Source organism: Clostridium pasteurianum DSM 525 = ATCC 6013 (assembly GCF_000807255.1).
Taxonomy (GTDB): Bacteria; Bacillota; Clostridia; order Clostridiales; family Clostridiaceae; genus Clostridium_I; species Clostridium_I pasteurianum.
The window spans coordinates 4,163,459-4,184,618 of the sequence record NZ_CP009268.1 but is presented as its reverse complement, the minus strand read 5'-3'; the positions used below and the strand labels follow the sequence as shown (position 1 = coordinate 4,184,618).

At 30.9% G+C, this 21,160-nt stretch carries 15 protein-coding genes; 13 read left to right on the top strand and 2 right to left on the bottom strand.

What is annotated here, in order from left to right; all coding sequences use genetic code 11:
* Positions 1 to 149: 149 nt before the first annotated feature.
* The 10 genes from CLPA_RS19085 to CLPA_RS19040 all read left to right on the top strand — a co-directional run bounded on the left by CLPA_RS19085 (position 150) and on the right by CLPA_RS19040 (position 16,239).
* The gene (locus tag CLPA_RS19085; protein WP_003445170.1) at positions 150 to 1,322 is read left to right on the top strand and encodes a pyridoxal phosphate-dependent aminotransferase; all 1,173 of its coding nucleotides are present in this window, start codon (positions 150 to 152) and stop codon (positions 1,320 to 1,322) included.
* A gap of 23 nt (positions 1,323 to 1,345) precedes the next feature.
* On the top strand, positions 1,346 to 1,825 hold the full coding sequence (gene rlmH, locus CLPA_RS19080) for a 23S rRNA (pseudouridine(1915)-N(3))-methyltransferase RlmH (RefSeq protein ID WP_003445172.1): 480 nt from the start codon (positions 1,346 to 1,348) through the stop codon (positions 1,823 to 1,825).
* Positions 1,826 to 2,134: 309 nt separating this feature from the next.
* Complete coding sequence (gene polC / locus CLPA_RS19075; RefSeq protein WP_003445173.1) at positions 2,135 to 6,484, top strand: DNA polymerase III subunit alpha; 4,350 nt, start codon at positions 2,135 to 2,137, stop codon at positions 6,482 to 6,484.
* Between the two features lie 334 nt (positions 6,485 to 6,818).
* Positions 6,819 to 8,099: a LysM peptidoglycan-binding domain-containing protein gene (locus CLPA_RS19070; RefSeq protein WP_003445175.1), complete on the top strand. Its 1,281-nt coding sequence runs from the start codon at positions 6,819 to 6,821 to the stop codon at positions 8,097 to 8,099.
* A 324-nt stretch (positions 8,100 to 8,423) separates the two neighbouring features.
* On the top strand, positions 8,424 to 9,185 hold the full coding sequence (locus CLPA_RS19065; RefSeq protein ID WP_003445177.1) for a LamB/YcsF family protein: 762 nt from the start codon (positions 8,424 to 8,426) through the stop codon (positions 9,183 to 9,185).
* Between the two features lie 47 nt (positions 9,186 to 9,232).
* On the top strand, positions 9,233 to 9,910 hold the full coding sequence (gene pxpB, locus CLPA_RS19060) for a 5-oxoprolinase subunit PxpB (protein WP_003445193.1): 678 nt from the start codon (positions 9,233 to 9,235) through the stop codon (positions 9,908 to 9,910).
* The gene (locus CLPA_RS19055; protein ID WP_003445195.1) at positions 9,907 to 10,911 is read left to right on the top strand and encodes a 5-oxoprolinase subunit C family protein; all 1,005 of its coding nucleotides are present in this window, start codon (positions 9,907 to 9,909) and stop codon (positions 10,909 to 10,911) included. The genes pxpB and CLPA_RS19055 overlap by 4 nt, the downstream gene beginning before the upstream one ends.
* Before the next feature lie 712 nt (positions 10,912 to 11,623).
* Complete coding sequence (locus CLPA_RS19050) at positions 11,624 to 13,549, top strand: PTS fructose transporter subunit IIABC (protein ID WP_003445198.1); 1,926 nt, start codon at positions 11,624 to 11,626, stop codon at positions 13,547 to 13,549.
* Between the two features lie 105 nt (positions 13,550 to 13,654).
* Positions 13,655 to 14,626, top strand: coding sequence for a Gfo/Idh/MocA family protein (locus CLPA_RS19045; RefSeq protein ID WP_003445201.1), 972 nt, complete (start codon positions 13,655 to 13,657; stop codon positions 14,624 to 14,626).
* Between the two features lie 299 nt (positions 14,627 to 14,925).
* Positions 14,926 to 16,239, top strand: coding sequence for a hemolysin family protein (locus CLPA_RS19040; protein ID WP_003445204.1), 1,314 nt, complete (start codon positions 14,926 to 14,928; stop codon positions 16,237 to 16,239).
* 57 nt (positions 16,240 to 16,296) lie between these two features.
* Here CLPA_RS19040 and CLPA_RS19035 read toward each other — a convergent pair whose 3' ends face one another.
* Positions 16,297 to 17,388 carry a UvrB/UvrC motif-containing protein gene (locus tag CLPA_RS19035; RefSeq protein ID WP_003445207.1) on the bottom strand — a complete coding sequence of 364 codons (1,092 nt, stop codon included), beginning with the start codon at positions 17,386 to 17,388 and terminating at the stop codon, positions 16,297 to 16,299.
* A 44-nt stretch (positions 17,389 to 17,432) separates the two neighbouring features.
* Entirely contained in the window at positions 17,433 to 17,864 is a 432-nt protein-coding gene (locus tag CLPA_RS19030) for a MarR family winged helix-turn-helix transcriptional regulator (protein ID WP_003445210.1), read from the bottom strand.
* Between the two features lie 120 nt (positions 17,865 to 17,984).
* Between CLPA_RS19030 and CLPA_RS19025 the strand changes: the two genes are divergently transcribed.
* The 3 genes from CLPA_RS19025 (at position 17,985) to CLPA_RS19015 (ending at position 21,052) form a co-directional block, all read left to right on the top strand.
* Positions 17,985 to 18,569: an NAD(P)H-dependent oxidoreductase gene (locus tag CLPA_RS19025; RefSeq protein WP_003445212.1), complete on the top strand. Its 585-nt coding sequence runs from the start codon at positions 17,985 to 17,987 to the stop codon at positions 18,567 to 18,569.
* A 337-nt stretch (positions 18,570 to 18,906) separates the two neighbouring features.
* Complete coding sequence (locus tag CLPA_RS19020) at positions 18,907 to 19,593, top strand: response regulator transcription factor (protein ID WP_003445214.1); 687 nt, start codon at positions 18,907 to 18,909, stop codon at positions 19,591 to 19,593.
* Between the two features lie 4 nt (positions 19,594 to 19,597).
* Positions 19,598 to 21,052 carry a sensor histidine kinase gene (locus tag CLPA_RS19015; RefSeq protein ID WP_003445216.1) on the top strand — a complete coding sequence of 485 codons (1,455 nt, stop codon included), beginning with the start codon at positions 19,598 to 19,600 and terminating at the stop codon, positions 21,050 to 21,052.
* Positions 21,053 to 21,160: the final 108 nt, after the last annotated feature.

The window sequence follows — 21,160 nt, the reverse complement described above, 5'->3', positions numbered from 1 at the left end:
TATTGAAAAGAGATAAATAAAAGATTAAGTTTTATAGTTATTTTATACCATTTGCCTGATTGAATGTGTAAATAGTTAATTATTAATGATGCTTTAAATAATAATTACACATAACAATTGTATTAGTATAATGAGAGGATGGATTAAATATGCCTAAAATGAGTGAAAGACTAAATGGATTTACGGAATCTATTATAAGAAAAATGACAAGAATAGCAAATAAATATGGAGCTGTAAATTTGTCACAGGGATTTCCTGATTTTGATCCTCCAAAAGAAATTAAAGAAGAACTTATAAAAGTAGCAGACGAAGGACCTCATCAATATGAAATTACTTGGGGATCCCAAAAGTTAAGAGAAGCACTATCAAAAAAACAAAGGAAGTTTATGGGTATTGCCATAGATCCTAATAAAGAAATTGTTATCACCTGTGGAAGTACTGAGGCAATGATGGTTTCCATGATGACTGTGTGCAATCCAGGGGATAAAGTTGTTGTATTCTCACCCTTTTATGAGAATTATGGAGCAGATGCAATACTTTGTGGAGCAGAACCTATATACGTACCACTTAATCCACCAGAATTCAATTTTGATAAAGAAGAATTAATAAAAGCATTTGAGCAAAGACCTAAAGCAATTATACTATGTAATCCATCTAATCCCACAGGTAAAGTATTTACAATGGAAGAACTTCAGTTTATAGCAGATTTAGCAAAGAAATACGATACTTTTGTAATCACAGATGAAGTCTATGAACATATAGTTATGAAGCCTAACAAACATCATTACATGGCTTCGCTGCCAGGAATGTTTGAACGTACTATTTCCTGTAGTTCTCTATCTAAAACTTATGCAATAACTGGTTGGAGAATAGGATATGTCATTGCCCCCGAGAATATAATTGAAAATGCTAAAAAGGTTCATGACTTTTTAACTGTTGGAGCAGCAGCACCGCTTCAAGCAGCTATATTAGCTGGAATTAATCTTCCCGATAAGTACTATGAGGATTTAACAGAACTGTATACAAAGAAAAGAGAATTATTTTTAAAAGGATTAGACGAAGCAGGACTTAAATACACAAAACCAGAAGGGGCTTATTATGTCATGATAGATATATCAGAGTTCACTGATGGTAGTGATGTAGAATTCTGTGAGTGGTTAGCTAAGGAAGTAGGAGTTGCTGCAGTACCGGGATCAAGTTTTTTTAAAGAAGATGTAAACAACTATATAAGATTTCATTTTGCTAAAAATGAAGATACGTTGCTTGAGGCAATTAAGAGGTTGAAGACTTTAAGGGAAAAGGCAAAACTTACGAGAATTTAATTTTTTTGTTAGGAGAAACAACTTTGAATATAACTCTAATCACTGTAGGCAAAATAAAGGAAAAATATCTTAGAGAGGCTATAGCGGAATATAAAAAGAGACTTTCTAGATACTGCAAATTGGATATAATAGAGCTTCAAGATGAGAAGACCCCAGATAATGCTTCAGCTAAAGATGAGGAAATTATAAAGAATAAAGAAGGTCAGCTTATATTAAAATATATTAAAGATAATATGCACGTGGTGGCTTTAGATTTAAAGGGCAAAATGTTATCTTCTGAAGAATTGTCAGGTTTTATTAAGGACTTAGGAGTAAAAGGAGAAAGCAATATAGCTTTTCTCATTGGAGGTTCTTTGGGATTATCGGAATCAGTTTTAAATAGAGCTAATTATAGACTTTGTTTTTCAAAGATGACTTTTCCTCATCAGTTATTTAGAGTTATGCTGCTGGAGCAAATTTATAGAGGTTTTAGGATAATGAAGGGTGAACCGTATCATAAATGACTTAGGTTATTCTCAAAATTATTTATATTTGATGTCTTTAAGAGCCGTATTACTACTCTAAATTTGACTATAAGCGAATGGATTTGATTAAGAAAAAAGCACACTAATTAAGAAAATGAGTGCTTTTTTCTTTTTTTCCAATTTGTGTATGAATTTTGATGAATTATAATAATATTTACATATAGTGATTTAACCAATAAAAGGGTATACTTATTATATATGACATATAAAATTTTCTACATGACAAATTATAAGTCTTTCTATATAATAATAAAGTGCTAAAAATTTTGAAGAGAGGTAAAGAATTCTATGAAAAGAATAAATGAAATTTTTAGTGATTATACAGTAAAGGGTAATATAAATACTGCCCTTGTAGAATCGGTAGTATTAAGCAAGAAAAGTAAACGTCTGGAGATGAAAATTAGTTCAGATAAATATATTGAAATAAGGGAATTTCAAGATCTTAACAGATTTATAAGAAAAAGATTTTCATTAAGAGATTCTATAATTTCTGTAAAGTATGCTGATGGAACGGATAAAAAGCCTATAGAAGAGGAACTTAAAAATATTGTATTTTTACTGGCGGATAAACATCCTGTTTTAAAGACAATTTTAAATAATAGTGAATTTCAGGTAGATGAAAATACTATAAATTTTAATTTTAAAATTGCTGTATCAAATTTTTTAAAATCTATGAATTATGACAAGCAACTTTATAAGGCTATAAAAACATTTTATGGTACTACATATAAAATAAATTTTGTTGATAAGGTAAATAGTGGAGAATTAAACTTACAAGAGGAAATAAATAATAAGAAAATGTTTGAGGTTATAAATAAGATTAAGAAGGATTTAAACAGTAATAGTCCTAAATTGTCTAAGGAAGTTGGAAATAAAAAACAGGAAGTAAAAGCAGAAATAGAGACCAATGGTAAAAAGATTGATTCATCCTTGATAGTAGGAAGAAATGCTAAAATTAAGGAAACTGTAATAAAGATTACTGACATTACACCCGATGAGGGTAGGATAGCCTTAGAGGGTGAAATATCCAATATGGAAGCAAAGGAATTGAAGAGCGGAAAGACATTAGTTTCCTTTGATCTGTACGATGGTTCAAGTTCTATGACTTGTAAGACTTTCTTGAAGCCAGGTGAAGATGATAAAGTATTACCTAAGCTTAAAAAAGCTAAGGGCGTTAAGCTTGTAGGAAATGCAGGTTATAGTAAATTTTCTGGGGAAGTTGAGATGATTGCTAATACCATAATAGAAACTCAAGGTGTAAAGAGAGCTAAGAGACAGGATAATACAGAGGTGAAGAGAGTTGAGCTGCATATGCATACACAGATGAGTCAAATGGATGCCATGACCAGTGCTACTGACTTGATTAAAAGAGCTATGAGCTGGGGCATGAGGTCAATTGCCATAACAGATCATGGAGTAGTTCAGGCCTTTCCAGAGGCACATAAGCTTTTAGGTAGAGATAATCCTGATATGAAGGTGCTGTATGGAGTAGAGGCCTATTTGGCTCCGGATAAAAAGCCATCAGTAACAAATACTAAGGGCCAAAGTATTGACACCACGTATTGTGTGCTGGATTTAGAAACCACCGGATTTTCACCAGTAACTGAAAAAATTACTGAAATAGGAATCATGAAATATAAAGAGGGTAAGGTAATAGACCAGTTCAGCTGTTTTGTAAATCCTGAAAAGCCTATTCCTGCAAGGGTTGTAGAGGTTACTAATATAACTGATGATATGGTGAGAAATGCTGAAACTATAGAACAGGTTTTTCCTAAAATGTTGGAGTTTATTAAGGGGAGTGTTTTAGTTGCTCACAATGCTGGATTTGATGTGGGATTTTTAAAGCATAATGCTAGAGTTTTAGGCTATGACTTTGACTTTACATATTTAGATACTTTGTCTCTGGCACAGGAGGTTTTCCCTGATTTTAAAACCTATAAATTAGGAAGAATTGCAAAACACCTTGGTATAAAGGTGGAAGTTGCTCACAGAGCTTTAGATGATGTTGATACTACTGTTAAGGTTTTTGAAGTAATGCTTGGAAAACTAAGGGAAAGAGGATGCCAAACCATTGAGGATATAGATTTATATGCTTCAGATGAAGAGTCTAAAAAGCAGGAATATAAAAAGCTTAGGACTTATCATGCAATAATATTTGCAAAAAATTATGTGGGCTTAAAGAATTTATACAGACTTGTATCTTATTCCAATTTAGATTATTTCTATAAAAAGCCTCGTATATTAAAGAGTATGTATAAAAAATATTCAGAGGGTTTAATTCTTGGTAGTGCTTGTAGTGAAGGAGAATTATATCAGGCAATACTTCTTGGAAAATCAGATGAGGAAATTGAAGCTATTGCAGAAGAATATGATTATCTGGAAATTCAGCCTCTAGGCAATAATGATTATTTAGTAAGGCAGGAACAGGTACCTAACAGAGAATATCTAAAGGAAATTAATAAAAAAATTATACATCTTGGAGAAAAACTGAATAAACTTGTAGTAGCTACAGGTGATGTTCATTTCATGGATCCTGAGGATGAGATATATAGGCGTATACTTGAAGCCGGTCAGGGCTTTAAAGATGCAGATAATCAGGCTCCATTATATTTAAGGACTACCGAGGAAATGCTTCAGGAGTTTTCCTATTTAGGTAAAGAAAAGGCTTATGAGGTTGTAGTTACAAATACTAATAAAATATCGGATATGTGCGAGAGAATAAGTCCAATATCACCAGTAAAAGCTACACCACATATAGATGGCTGTGAACAGACCATTAAGGATATTACCTATGAAAAAGCTCATGAACTGTATGGAGATCCACTTCCTGAACTAGTTAAGCAAAGACTGGATAAGGAGCTGGAATCCATTATAAAAAATGGTTTCTCCGTAATGTATATAATTGCTCAAAAACTAGTATGGAAATCAAATGAAGATGGATATCTAGTCGGTTCCAGAGGTTCCGTTGGTTCCTCTGTAGTAGCATATATGACTGGTATAACAGAGGTAAATGCACTGCCGCCTCATTACAGGTGTCCAAAATGCAAGCATTCTGATTTTAAAGATTATGGTTTTAAAAATGGTTTCGACTTGCCGGATAAATGTTGTCCTGTATGTGGAGAGCAAATGGCTAAGGATGGAATAGATATTCCCTTTGAAACTTTCTTAGGGTTCAATGGAGACAAAGAACCAGATATAGACTTAAACTTTTCAGGAGAATACCAGGCAAAGGCACATAAATATACAGAGGTTATCTTTGGAAAGGGCACAACTTTTAAGGCCGGAACTATAGGTACTGTAGCGGAAAAAACAGCCTTTGGATATGTAAAAAAGTATTTGGATGAAAAGAATCTTACAGTAAATAAGGCAGAGATTACTAGAATCTCAAAAGGCTGTACAGGAATAAAAAGAACTTCAGGTCAGCATCCTGGTGGAATAATTGTTGTGCCTAAGGGAAGAGAAATTTTCGAATTTTGTCCCGTTCAGCATCCTGCTGATGATCCAAATTCGGATATTATAACAACCCATTTTGATTATCACTCTATTGATCAGAATCTATTGAAGCTGGATATATTGGGGCATGACGATCCAACAGTTATAAGAATGCTGCAGGATATAACTGGAGTAGATCCAAAAACTATACCTATGGATGAAAAGAAAACTATGTCTATATTTTCATCTACAGAAGCTCTAGGAGTAACACCTGAGCAGGTAAATTCAAAGGTGGGAACTTTCGGTATACCTGAGTTTGGTACCAAGTTTGTAAGAGGAATGCTTTTAGATATTATGCCAAAGACCTTTACAGATTTAATATGTATATCAGGACTTTCCCATGGTACTGATGTGTGGCTTGGAAATGCCAAGGACTTAATTGATGAGGGAATAGTCACCAGTATAAGTGAAGCAGTATGTACAAGAGATGATATCATGGTTTATCTTATCAAAAAAGGTCTGCCTCCAAACTCTGCCTTTAAGATAATGGAGACAGTACGTAAGGGAAAGGCATTAAAGGAGCCTAAATTTGTGGAATATGAGGCCTTAATGAGGGAGCATGAAGTACCGGAATGGTATATAGAATCCTGTAAAAAGATAAAGTATATGTTTCCTAAGGCTCATGCTGCAGCTTATGTAATGATGGCCTTTAGAATAGCCTGGTTTAAGGTTCACATACCTAAGGCTTATTATGCAGCATACTTCACCATCAGAGCAAAAGCTTTCGATGCAGAATTTATGATTTTTGGAAAAGAAAAGGTTAAAGCAAAGATGAAGGAAATTGAAAGTATGGGTATGCAGGCTCCTCCTAAGGATAAGGATATGTATGATGATTTGGAATTGGTTTTGGAAATGTATGAAAGAGGCATTAAAATTCTTCCTATTGATTTGTATAAATCTCATGCCACACAATTTTTGGTGGAGGAAGAGGGATTGAGGCCTCCTATAAATAGTATATCAGGTATGGGAAATGTGGCAGCAGAGGGGATATATAATGCAGCCCAAGAGGAAATACCTATAAACTCTGTAGAAGATTTGAAAAAACGTGCTAAAATAGGTAATTCAGCTATAGATTCACTAAGAAAGTTTGGATGTTTAAAAGGTCTTCCTGAAAAAGATCAATTAAGTTTTTTTGATGCAATTTAGTTATTTTTATGATAATGGCAAATATTATTAAACTATAAAGTATGAATTAATAACCAAAGTAGCCTTGGGAAACTTCCCAGGGCTTTTTCAGCTGCAAAAGAGGGAATTAATCATTTTAGTGAAAGCTTGTTTAAAGAAACTAGAAAGGCTGAAGTTAAAGTTGTTACTATACATTTAAACATGTATAAGCTAACTTTTATTAAGATGCCTTAAAGAAGGAAATTTTCCTAAGTCATATATTATTGGGGATGAATAGCAAATATTATAGAAATTGTATTAAATATTTATTAGTATTCATATAATAATTTTAAGTATGTAAAAGGTGGTAAGTTAGTTGATTATACATGTTGTGAATAATGGTGAATCTGTTTATTCTATATCGCGGTTATATAAAGTTTCTGCTGATAAAATAATATCAGATAATGAACTTACAAATCCTGATAGGCTAGTAGTAGGTCAAACTTTGGTGATTCTTGAAGGCATAAGAAAACATATTGTAACTCCTAATGAGAGTTTATATTCAATTGCCGCAGCTTATGGAATGACTGTTAATGAATTAATTGCTGCAAATCCTCAAATAACTAATCCAGATTTAATATATCCAGGGCAGGTTTTAAGAATACCTTCTAGGACAAGAAAATTTGGAACCATTGAAGTAAATGGATATGCCTTCCCCAATATAAATATGGAAGTGTTGAGAAAGACTTTACCTAATTTGACATATTTGAGTATATTTAGCCATGAAGTAAAGGAAGATGGTTCGCTAAGAGAGATTAATGATACGCCGTTAATAGAAGCAGCAAGAGCAGCAGGAGTTGCTCCCCTTTTAGTCATCAGTAATCTCCTGCCAGGAGGAGGTTTTAGCAGTGACTTAGCCAGAACAATTTTGTCCAGTGAACAGCTGCAGAATAAACTTTTAAATAATGTGATTGAAACTTTAAAAGCAAAAAACTATTATGGATTAGATGTTGATTTTGAGTATATCTATGCTGAGGATAGAGAATTATACAATAATTTTCTTAGAAAAGCTGTGGAAAAATTAAAACCATTAGGTTATCCTGTTACAACTGCATTGGCACCTAAAATATCAGGTAATCAGACAGGAATTTTATATGAAGGGCATGATTATCCTGTTCACGGTGAAGTCGTATCTCATGTTATATTGATGACCTATGAATGGGGATATACCTATGGACCACCAATGGCAGTAGCACCCATCAATTCTGTAAGGAGAGTTTTAGATTATGCTGTTACTGTTATACCTAGGAATAAAATATTTATGGGTATACCAAACTATGGATATGATTGGCCTCTGCCTTTTAAAAGAGGTAATAGAGCAAATACTGTTTCAAATGTAGGAGCAGTTAATCTTGCAGCTAGAGTAGGGGCAGAAATACAATATGATAGATTGTCTCAAGCTCCCTATTTTAATTATTATGAAAGTAATGGAAGAGAGCATGAAGTTTGGTTTGAGGATGCTAGAAGTATCAGAGCAAAGCTGGAATTGGCTAATGAATTTAAACTTGCAGGTATAAGTTATTGGACTATAGGGAGATATTTTCCACAGAATTGGTTAGTTTTAAATTCTCTGTATGATGTTAAAAAGGTTATTTAATATGAATACAATAATATATTGATGTAAAAGTGAAAATAAATTAATTATGAAGTTTTATAAAGATGCTAATATAAATTTAGTGTCTTTATTTATATCACATTATATAGAGAAATCTACATAATGATAGATTGATTGGATTATTGAAAATAATATGATATTATGAGTTTGTTAATAAAAGACAAAAAAACATAAATAAAATTTCACTATTATTGTGAGAATATTTTGTGGTAAATAGTTACTGCTAAAAACATTGAAAATGTAACTGTAAAGTATAAAAAGGATTTATATATAGAAGAAATTGCAGGGTAAAAGAGGAAGGTTATTATGTACAAAGTAGATTTAAATTGCGATTTAGGAGAGAGCTTTGGAGTTTATAAATTAGGTAATGACGAATTGGTATTGCCATATATTACATCTGCTAATATTGCCTGTGGATTTCATGCTGGTGATCCAAGCGTAATGAGAAAAACTGTAAAATTAGCTCTTTTAAATAATGTAGCCATTGGAGCACATCCTGGAATTCAGGATTTAGTTGGCTTTGGAAGACGTAATATAAACATATCTCCAGAGGATGCCTATAATATAGTTGTGTATCAAATAGGGGCACTCTATGGATTTGTAAAATCGGAAGGAAGTAAATTGCAGCATGTAAAACCTCATGGAGCACTTTATAATATAGCGGCAAGGGACAGCAAAATTGCAAGAGCTGTTGCAGAAGCAGTATATAAGGTGGATCCTGAACTGATTTTATTTGGATTAGCTGGCAGTGAACTTATTATTCAGGGAGAAAAAGTTGGGGTTAAAATTGCCAGTGAAGTATTTGCAGATAGAACTTATCAACGGGATGGATCTCTTACTTCTAGAAGCAATCCAGAGGCGATGATTACTAATACCAATGAGGCAGTAACCAGAGTAGTGCGCATGATAAAAGAAGGACTGGTTAAATGTCAGCAAGGTAAAGATATAGAAATAAAAGCAGATACAGTTTGCGTTCACGGGGATGGTAAACATGCACTGGAATTTACAAGTCAAATTAAAGAATCTCTTGAAAAATGTAATATAGAAATAAATAATTTTAGTATATAATTTATTTGAAAAGTATAGAATTAATATTAATTTTTTGGAGTACTGATATGGATATTATTGAAGTAAATGAAACATCAATTCTAATTGAATTTGGGGAAACTATTAATGAAGATATACAGGAAATAGTAAAAGCATTTTGTGAGTATTTGGATAAACATCCTTTTAAGGGAATGGTTGAATACATACCAGCTTTTTCAAGTGTAGCTGTAATCTATAATCCAATGGAATCAAATTATGAAGAAGTGTACTTAATTCTTAAAAATATACTTTGCAATTTAAAATTACCTTATGAAAAGAATAGAAGAATTGTTAAAATTCCAGTATGCTATGGAGATAAATTTGGACCAGATATTCAATATGTAGCAGATTATAATAAGATCTCAATAGATGAAGTAGTAAAAATTCACTCTAAGGGCAAATATATTGTCTACATGATTGGGTTTGCACCAGGATTTCCTTACTTGGGAGGAATGAGTAAAAGTATAGCTACTCCAAGGCGTAAATCACCTCGTACTGCTATTCCGAAAGGAGCTGTAGGTATTGCAGGAGAGCAAACTGGAGTATATCCTATAAGTACTCCTGGCGGCTGGCAGATTATTGGCAGTACGCCATTAAAATTGTTTAGACCTGAAGAAGAGCCGCCAACTTTGCTTAGGGCAGGAGATATAGTGAAATTTTATCCAATTTCCTTTGAGGAATATGAAGAGATGGGGAATAAAAAGTGAATATAAAAGTTTTAAATCCAGGACTATTTACAACTATTCAGGATTTAGGAAGGCCGGGATTTCAAAAATATGGTGTTGTAGTTGGTGGGGCAATGGATTTGGAAGCACTGCGAATTGCAAATATTTTAGTTGGAAATAAGGAAGGAGAGGCAGCTTTTGAGATTACATTGATTGGCCCAGAATTAATGCTTGAAAAAGGAACTCTTCTTGCCATAACGGGAGCTGATATTTCACCTACAATAGATGGACGGGATGCGCCCATGTGGAGACCCATCTATTTAAAGGAAGATAGTTTATTAAAATTTGGCCCTTGTAAATCTGGATGCAGATCTTATTTAGCTTTTGCTGGAGGATTTAAATTGAAAAATATTATGGAAAGTAAGAGTACCTACATTAAAGCTGGAATTGGAGGGTATAAAGGAAGAACTTTGAAAAAAGATGATATAATAGAACTTGAAAATTCTAAAGAAGCATCAATTGATATTATAAAAAGAATTTCTTCAATATCTTCTATGAACAAGTACATATTTCCTAAATGGTATGTAAATCATATAAAACGTACTAAAGGTAAAGTTAATAGTATAAGAGTTTTTAGAGAAAGACAATTTGAAAACTTTACCCAGGAGAGTATAAATGAATTTTTTAAGTCACAATTTAATATATCAGTAAAGTCTGATAGAATGGGTTATCGATTGAATGGAGTTAAATTAAATTTAAGAGAACCACTGGAGATGATTTCTGAACCAGTATATCTTGGAACTATTCAAGTACCTCCAGATGGAAATCCCATTATACTTTTGGCAGATAGGCAGACTATAGGGGGATATCCTAAAATTGCTCAAATAGCTTCTGTAGATATTTCTAAAATTGTACAATTAAAACCTAATGAAAAAGTTATATTTAAGAAAATTTCTTTGGAGGAAGCTAAAATTTTATATTTTAAAAGAGAAAAGTCCATTAATGATATAAGAAATGCCCTGAAATTTAAAGTTTACAGGTAAATTTATGAATTGTAAATTGTCATATATCTAATATAATATAGCTGGCAATTACGAGTATAAGTATGGTATATTTAATATGTGCTAAACTGTTATTGTCCATTTTGGACATACCTTCAATATATTTTAGTTGTAGTGAGTAAATTACTAACACTGCTTCTATTCTATATTGGAGGTTTTTTATATTATAGAGCTTTAAAATTATTGTTTAAGGGATGATTTTCGTAATGCAATAAAATAGATAGATAATTTATAAGATTATATTTATATATTGTTAATATTTGTATACTAACAACCTATATATGCAAATTTTTACATAAGAATAACTATATATATCCCATAAAAATCATTTATAATCATATATGAAAATAATTTTTATATAAAGTATATTGACAAAATTAATCTATCATAATATATTAGATATATAAACAAAAGAAAAAAATATTATAGGAGGTAAGAAAAAAGATTCATATATTTACTAATAAAAAAACATAAATGAATATAGGAATGCAATATAAATATAATTTTTATGTAAAAGTAAGTCTGACTCTAAAGTTAATATTATTTTATATAGTTAGTTGTATTGAATTATTTTATATGAGAATTTATGAAGTTTTATTTATTTAAAATAGTTTAGTCATCATATTTTTTAGTTTTAAATTTAAGAATTAGAAATTTAGATAAAAATTATTATACTATTAAGGAGGATTTTTATATGCGTATTAAGGATCTATTAAAAGAACAATGTATTGAACTCAATGCTGACAAAAATATTAACACAAAAGAAAACGTTATCGGTAGATTGTTAGAGTTAATGAATAATTCAGGCAATATTGAAGATATTGAAGAATATAAAAAAGGTGTGTTGCAAAGAGAAGAACATTGTTCAACGGGTATTGGAGGAGGAATAGCTATTCCTCATGCTAAAAATAAAGCTGTAAAAACAGCAACACTTTCAGCTATGGTAATTCCAGAAGGAGTAGATTATGATGCACTTGATGGTGAGCCTTCTAAATTATTTTTTATGATTGCTGCACCAGAAGGTGGCGGAGATATACATCTTCAAGTTTTAGCTAGATTATCTACCATACTTATGGATGAAGATTTTAAAGACAAGTTAATTTCAGCAAAAAGTAAAAAAGAATTTTTGAGTATTATTGATGAAAAGGAAACTGAGAAATTTCCAGAGGAGGCTAAAGAAGAAAAGAATTCTTCAAAGGGTGGATATAGAGTTTTAGCTGTTACAGCGTGTCCTACTGGTATAGCACATACTTTTATGGCAGCAGAAAACTTAGAACAGAAGGGTAAAAAACTTGGAATTTCGATAAAAGTAGAAACTAATGGTGCAGATGGAGCAAAAAATGTTTTAACGAAAGAAGAAATTGAAGCAGCAGAAGGTATTATAGTTGCAGCAGATAAAAATGTTGAAATGGATCGTTTTGATGGTAAAAAAGTCATTATTACTAAAGTATCTGATGGTATTCATAAGGGAGAAGAATTAATAAATCGTGCCATAAGTGGAGATGTTCCTATTTATCATAGTTCTAATAAATCAAAAGAATCTGAAAATGCCGAAGAAAAAGAGGGAATTGGTCGTTCTATTTATAAGCATCTTATGAATGGTGTATCACATATGCTTCCTTTTGTTATAGGTGGAGGAATACTCATTGCATTGGCTTTTCTACTTGATGATTATTCTATAAATCCTGCAAATTTTGGTAAAAATACACCTGTTGCGGCTTATCTTCTTACAATTGGTCAGCAGGCATTTGGACTTATGTTACCTGTGTTAGCAGGATATATAGGAATGAGTATTGCTGATAGACCAGGACTTGCCGTTGGATTTATTGGTGGAATGGTTGCAAAGATGGGAATTACCTTTGCCAATCCAGCAGGAGGAGATATTAATGCAGGTTTTCTAGGAGCGCTATTAGCAGGATTTATTGGTGGATATGTTGTACTGGGATTAAAAAAATTATTTAGCAAGCTGCCTAATGCCATAGCAGGAATTAAACCAATTTTAATTTATCCGGTTCTTGGAATATTGATAGTTGCTATAGTTACAACTTTTATCAATCCATTTATGGGAATGATTAATACAGGATTAACTGGCTTTTTAAATAATATGAATGGTTCAAGTAAAATACTTCTAGGAATAATTGTTGCTGGTATGCAGTCAACAGATATGGGTGGCCCTATTAATAAAACATCCTATGTGTTTGCTACATCACAACTAGCATCAGGTAATTATGAAATTATGGCGGCTGTTATGGCAGGTGGAATGATTCCACCACTGGCAATTGCTTTATGTACCACATTTTTTAAAAATAGATTTACTGAGAAGGAAAGAAAATCTGGAGTTGTAAACTATGTTTTAGGATTATCTTTTATATCAGAGGGGGCTATACCTTTTGCAGCACAGGATCCTTTAAGAGTTATTCCTGCCTGTGTAGCGGGTTCAGCTGTAGCTGGTGGACTATCTATGTTCTTTGGATGTACACTCAGAGCTCCTCATGGTGGAATATTTGTTCTTCCTCTAATAGGGAATCCCTTTGGATATCTTATATCATTAGTAATTGGAGCTATAGTTGGCTGTATTGTGCTGGCATTTTTAAAGAAGCCTCTAGCAGTTACTGAATAATTAATGTTAGTAACTTCTGTATAATAATAAGTTAAGATTTATATATTTGTATTTCATTATTTTAGATAAAATTAATTTTATAGTTTAGAAAGAAGGAGAATTTATATGAAAAAGTACAATTGGGCTATTTTAGGAACAGGTAATATTGGTGGGGAAATGGCAACTGCATTGAATGAAGTAAATGGTGAAATCTATGCAGTATGTGATATTAATTTAGAAAAAGCACAGGATTTTGCAAATAAATTTCATGTGTCAAATGTCTATAATGATGCTGATAAGATGATTGCAAATCCAGAGATTGATATTGTATATATATCAACTCCACATAATCTTCACTATGAATTTTTATTAAAGGCAGTTAAAAATGGTAAACATGTTTTCTGTGAAAAGGCAATTACAGTAAATGCAAAGCAATTAGATAAGGTAGTTGCAATTGCAAAAGAGAAAAACTTGGTTGTAACAGAGGGAATGACATTATATCATATGCCTTTATACAAAAAATTAAAGGAAATTGTTGATTCAGGCGCTATAGGTAAAGTAAAAATGGTCCAGGTTAATTTTGGAAGCTGTAAAGAGTATGATGTTAAAAATCGTTTCTTTAGCAAAGAACTAGCTGGTGGAGCATTACTTGATATAGGAGTCTATGCAACTTCTTTTGCAAGATATTTCTTGGAGAGTAAGCCAAATGTAATTCTCACTACTGCAAAGTATTTTGAAACTGGAGTAGATGAACAATCTGGTATTATTATGAAAAATGACCGTGATCAAATGGCAGTAATGGCTTTAACTATGAGGGCAAAGCAGCCAAAACGTGGTGTTGTAGCAGGAGAACTTGGATATATTGAAGTAAACAATTATCCAAGAGCTGATAAGGCAACTATAACTTATACAGAAGATGGAAGAACAGAGGAAATTAAACTAGGAGAAACAGCAAAAGCCCTTAATTATGAAGTAGAAGATATGCAGGAATATATTACTAATAAAACAGGTCATGAACAGCTTCAATTATCGATTGATGTTACTCACTTATTAAGTGAAGTAAGAAATCAATGGGGATTTGTATATCCTTTTGAATAAACCTTTAAATATATAAATAGTAATAGATAGGCTGCTTCGCAATGAATATATATTTATTGTGAAACAAGCCTATCTATTATTATATTGAAGCAGTTTTAAATTAAGTTTTAATATATGGTTTTATCAGCAGTACATACATATTTAGATTATGAAGCATTACAGAAAGTAATTGACAAATAGAAAATAAATTAGTAATATGTTGTTAAAAATGCAGAAAAAATAAAAAAATTATTACAAAAAGACTGAATTTTATGATATTATTATAATAATACAAAATTTATTTAACAGGAGGAATTTTAATGGAACCAGAACCCGAACCTGAGCCTAATCATATGACATCTCAATTTATATTAATTGCTATTTTGACTTTAATAAATGCATTTTTTGCATCTGCAGAAATGGCAATAGTATCCTTAAATAAAAATAAAATTAAGTTTCTTTCAGAAGATGGAAACAAAAAAGCAAAATTGTTAGAAAAACTCATGGAAGATCCAACTAAATTTTTATCAACCATTCAAGTGGGAATTACTTTCGCAGGATTTTTTTCCAGTGCTTCTGCTGCTACAGGTATATCTAATAAATTTTCAGCAGTTTTGATTAATTTGAATATACCCTACAGCAAAGAAATAGCTTTAGTACTTATAACAATTGCTCTATCTTATATAACACTTGTGTTTGGAGAATTATTTCCTAAACGTATAGCCTTGCAGAAACCAGAAACAATTGCATTATTTTCTGTAGTCCCTATTTTCTATATATCTAAAGTAATGATACCTTTTGTAAAATTGCTTTCTGTATCTACCAATAGTTTAGTAAGTATCACTGGATTAGATAAGGAAGATTCAGATGAAAAACTATCAAAAGAAGATATAAAATATCTTATAGAAACAGGAAAGGAACAGGGTGTTATAGATGAAGCAGAAAAGGATATGATAAATGGAATATTTGAATTTGAAGATAAATTAGCTAAAGAAGTTATGACACCAAGGCCTGAAGTGTTTTTAATTGATGTAAATCGACCTATCACACTTTTGTTAGATAGCTTATTGGAAGAAAAATATTCAAGAATACCAGTATATGAAGATGATATTGATAATATTATAGGTATACTTAATATTAAAGATGTTGTAATTGAGGCCCATAAAAAAGGTTTTGAAAGTATAGACATTAGAAGTATACTGCATACACCTTATTTTGTTTATGAAAATAAAAATATAAATAAGTTATTTAAGGAACTAAAAAATTTTAGGAATCATATGGCTGTATTAATAGATGAATATGGCGGTTTTTCAGGAATAGTTACCATTGAAGATCTTATAGAGGAAGTTATGGGAGATATTGAAGACGAATATGATGACTATGAACCTAATATAAGGAAAGTCGATAATAATACTTATATAGTAAATGGATTACTTTCATTAAATGATTTAAATGATCGTCTTAACTTGAATTTGGTATCAAAAAGTTATGACACCATAGGGGGTTTTTTAGTTAGTATGCTGGGAAGAATCCCTAAAAAGGATGAAGAAAAAGTTATAGAATATGAAAATATAATATTTCAAATAGAGGAAGTCAATAAAAAGAGAATAGAAAAAGTTAAAATATGTATATAGGTTGCTATATACATATTTTTCCTAAATTTATTTACAGCTTATTTTAATTAAAACATTTTATATGGTGAATTGAGTAAGAAACTCTTTTAGATGTATATCAATATAGTCATTGAATAAATCATGCAGCCACATTTCTTTAATTATTATATATCTGCAGTTGTTAGATTTATTTTTTAAGTAGCTATAGATTATTTGAGCTTCATCTATTTCCTCATGAGTAATTTCTAAACTTTTTCTAAGATTTGTATCTTTAAAATAAAATAAAATTTTAGATTTTAATAAAATCTCCAAGTTTTTATATTTGATATTTTTTAAATTGTATTTACTGCTAAAAAGTAATTTGTTATCACTAATAAGAAAAAATTTGAAACTATCTTCATTTAGAATTTCCAGTAAGGCAATATTTTTGTTTTCTTTTGCAAAATTTATTACTTTTATATTGTTAAGCATATAGCTAATCGCATTTATATAATCTCTATATTTGGCAGCTTTTTCAAAGTGAAAATTGTCTGATAGGGTATTCATTTTCTGTTCCATCTCTATAAGTATAGTTTTGTCTTCACCTTTTAAAAGCTGTATTATTCTATTTAAGATAGTTTTGTGCTGCTTTTTTCCATTATCATTTAAGCAAACACCTATACATAAATCCATAGAATAATTCATGCAGGAATCAGATGCTTTAAAGTTAGTATTGCACAATATTTTATAAAATTCTTTAATTCCGTTAATGGCTCTTTCTACGGTATTTTTACTGGTGTAAGGTCCAAAATAAATACTTTTGTCAAATTTATCTAAAGTATTACATATTTCAATGTCTGGATATTTTTCATCTAATGCTATTTTTATATAACAATAGGATTTTGGATTTTTCATTTGTCTATTATATATGGGTTTAATAATTCTTATTAACTTGCACTCTAATATAAAAGCTTCAAATTCGGTGTCTGTAGTTATATAGTCAAAATTTTTTAGATTTTTAACTAATTTTAAAACTTTTGGAGAATGTGATTTTGAGTTTTGAAAATATGAGCTTACTCTGCTCTTTAAGTTCTTTGATTTACCTACATAAATTGTACTATTTAATGAATCTTTCATAAAGTACACTCCAGGAGAATAAGGTAATTTTTTGATTTTTTCTTTTATATCCATAATAGCTCCTTGCTAACAGCGTATAATAGTTAATGCTTATAAATTTACCTAATAAACAAACTATGATTAAGCAGATCTATGGCATTATATATATCCTCTAAATTATTTTCACAAAGTTTATTAATTATATTGAGAAATCTACTCTCAATATGGCTGAAAGCTGTATTCATTATGATTTCTCCATTTCTTGAAAGTCTGATGAATTGCTTTCGTTTATCTTCTATATCATCAATCTTTTCTATTAAATCCATATTTTCTAATTTCTTTATTTCCCGGCTGGCATTTGACATGGATATATCTTCACAATGACTAATTTGGCTGAGAGTAACTAGTTTGTTAATAGTTATATATTGAAGAATGCTAAATTGGACTGGGGTAACCATGTCTGGTTTTGCATCCTTTGACAATTCTTGTACAGTACGCTCCACTGAGGCTGTAAATGTTATTAATTTATTAAAAAGAATTTTTTTATCCAATAATAATCACCTCTTGCTATAACATATCAAAATACATATCAAAAAACAATTATCATTTGACAAGTAAATTTCAATATGCTATGATTTTATTATCATTTGATAAGTAAATGAGGTGAAATAATGAAATTGTTAATTATTTATACACATCCTAATCACGAAAGCTTGTGCTATTCATTTCTACAGAAGATATTACAGGGAAGTAATGAAAATTCAAATGTTAAAGATATAAAAGTATTAGATTTATATGAAGAAAAATTTAATCCACTGTTGGTATTTAATAGGGACAAACCAAGGAGAAATTTATATTGTGATGCTGAATTAGAAAAATATAGACAACAGATTATATGGGCAGATAAACTGGTTTTTATATATCCTATATGGTGGGGGAGACCTCCTGCTATGCTTTTAGGATATATAGATCAAATATTTGCATCAAATTTTGCCTATAGGTATAAAGGATTTACATCAGAAGGTCTATTAGAGGGAAGATCAGCAGTATGTATATCAACTATGAGAGGACCAACTAATTATCCATTATTTTTTCTGCACGATGCACACAAAGTTTTGATGAAAAAAGCTTTATTTAATTATGTAGGAATTAAGAAAGTAAAATTTTTTGAATTTGGGAATATGGAAAGTGAAAATGGAAAACAGGTGGAAAAACTGAATAAAATATATAATTATTTCAAAAATATAGGTTTATAATAAAAAACATTATATACAGATGAGTGAGTAGGATTTGCTTTTTATAAGTAAGTCCTTAGTTATATTTAGGCATATTCAAATAAATAACTAGTCAGTATACTAGCCTATTTTCAATCCTACTACGTCAGTAGAACCCTCAGATAGCTCACTATCCTCGGAACCTGCTTCCTTGTTAGATTCAAAATATTCGTCGCATCTTTGACTTACTATTTATTTTCACATGCCTTAAGGAAATACTACAAATAAGGCTTTGAAAAATTTAGTATGTACATATATGATATACTTATAAAAATAAATTTTATGTTTTACTATAATAGAAAATAGGTGGAGTGGAAGTATGGATTATAATATATTGGTGGTAGAGGATGAGTTTTCAATAAATGACATATTAACAGTTGCCCTCACCAGTGAAGGCTATAAAGTTAAAAGTGTTTTTTCATCTAAAGAGGCAAGAAGATTAATGGAGGTATACAAGCCTGATTTAATATTGCTTGATATTAATCTGCCAGATGAAAGTGGTTTTGAACTATGCAGATATGTTAATGCTGAGTATAAGCTGCCAGTTATTATGCTCACGGCTAGAAATGATGTAATTGACAGGGTACTAGGGCTGGAACTTGGAGCAGATGATTATATTACAAAGCCCTTCAATATAAAAGAAGTAATGACAAGAGTAAAGGTGGCATTAAGAAGAGTTGAAAAATATAGTGATTTGGGATATAGTGAAAGTTTTGTTAAATTAAGCAAAGAAATAAGTATCAATTTGCACAGTAGAAAAGTTTTTAAGAATGATGAAGAAATTAAGTTAAAGCCTAAAGAATATGAACTTTTGGTATTTTTATTGAGAAATAAAAATAGAGTTTTTTCAAGGGAAGAGATTTGGGACAAGGTTTGGGGAATGGATTATGAAGGGGAACTTAGAACTATTGATGTTCATGTTAGGAGACTTCGTGCAAGGCTTCAGCTTGACAGTGGACAAACTTTTATTGAAACTATATTTGGTGTGGGATATGCCCTGAGGTGAAGTTATGAGGAGCAGTATAAGGATAAAGTTTACAGTTGGATTGACTGTAATACTATTGATTATGGGAATAGCATTGAATTTACTAATACGTCAGGTGTTTGAAAATAATCTTGAAAATGCTATAAGAGTTTCCATGAAGGATATTATGAATAACTCAAGAGAATATATAAACTACAGAATGATTTATAAGAGATTGCCTTTTAATAGGCAGGGACTTACAATTGAGGCGGGAGAAATATCCGATTACTTTATGGCTACTTACAGTAGTCAGAGTCAGGTATTGGATATGGATGGATCCGTATTAGAATATGACAGCAGTCTGAAAACCAGTAATAGTGTAGATAAAGCCGTTGAGACTGCTAAAGAAGGCAAGGCGGTTATTAATATTTCTTATAGCAAAAAAGATGTGAATGGTATGTTGTCTTTTCCATTATTTTACAATGATCAATATATAGGTATAATCATAATAAATAAAAGCTATAGTGATTTATACAATTATAATACTATGGCAATAAATTTCATTACCATTATAGAACTCTCCGTTTTTTTTCTTATTTTTATTATTTCCTTTGTATACTTATCTTATATTATCAAACCTTTAAAGAATTTGACTGATGCCTTAAAAAGTTTTGGAGAAGGAAATTATGATGTCAAGCTTATAGTGAAGAGTAAAGATGAAATAGGCAGGCTTTCCAGTGAATTTATGAATATGAAGTTAAGTATAAAAAACCAGATTGGTATAATAAATTCGGAAAAGGAGAAGACATTAAGGCTGGAAAGAGAGAGAAAGGAGTTCTTCAATAATGTAACTCATGAACTTAAAACTCCGCTGACAGCAATTTCAGGATATGCACAAATGCTTTTAGATAAAAAGCTGGAAGATCCACAGTTTAAGGAAAGAGCCATACAGCGTATTTATATGGAAAGTGAAAGAATGCATGAATTGGTTCTGGATTTAATCAACGTATCTAAAGGCGTATCTTTTGAAGATGAGGAAAAAAAGATAATAGATATGTCAAAGCTGATAAATGAAATATGTGATGACATGGAGATAAAGGCTGAAAAATACTTTTTGAGCTTTAATAGACATATAAGTACAGGCTTTATCTTAGGTCAAAATAATAAAATAAGGCAGCTTGTTATAAATATTTTGGATAATGCCATAAAATACTCCCTAAGGGATGAACAGATACTCATAGAGACCTTCAGTGAGGATAAGTTTTTTGTTCTCCAGGTTACAAACAAAGGTGAAATGATCCCTCAGGAGGTTTATAACAATATTTTCGAACCCTTTATAAGAGGAATAAAGACAGAGGAAAGTTCTAGTAGGGGGTTAGGCCTTTATATATGCAGCGAAATTGTGAAGGAGCATAATGGATATATTCATATAGAAAATGGTGAAGTAATTAGAGTAATAGTAAAAATTCCTTCCTCCGGAAACACTTTGGAAACAACTTAATGAAGGATGGAAACTATCATTAAGTTAAATTAAGACATGTTAAGATAAATAGTTTATGAAAAATATAAGAAGCATTTTAGCTGTTTATTTGTGAATGTTTAAACTGGA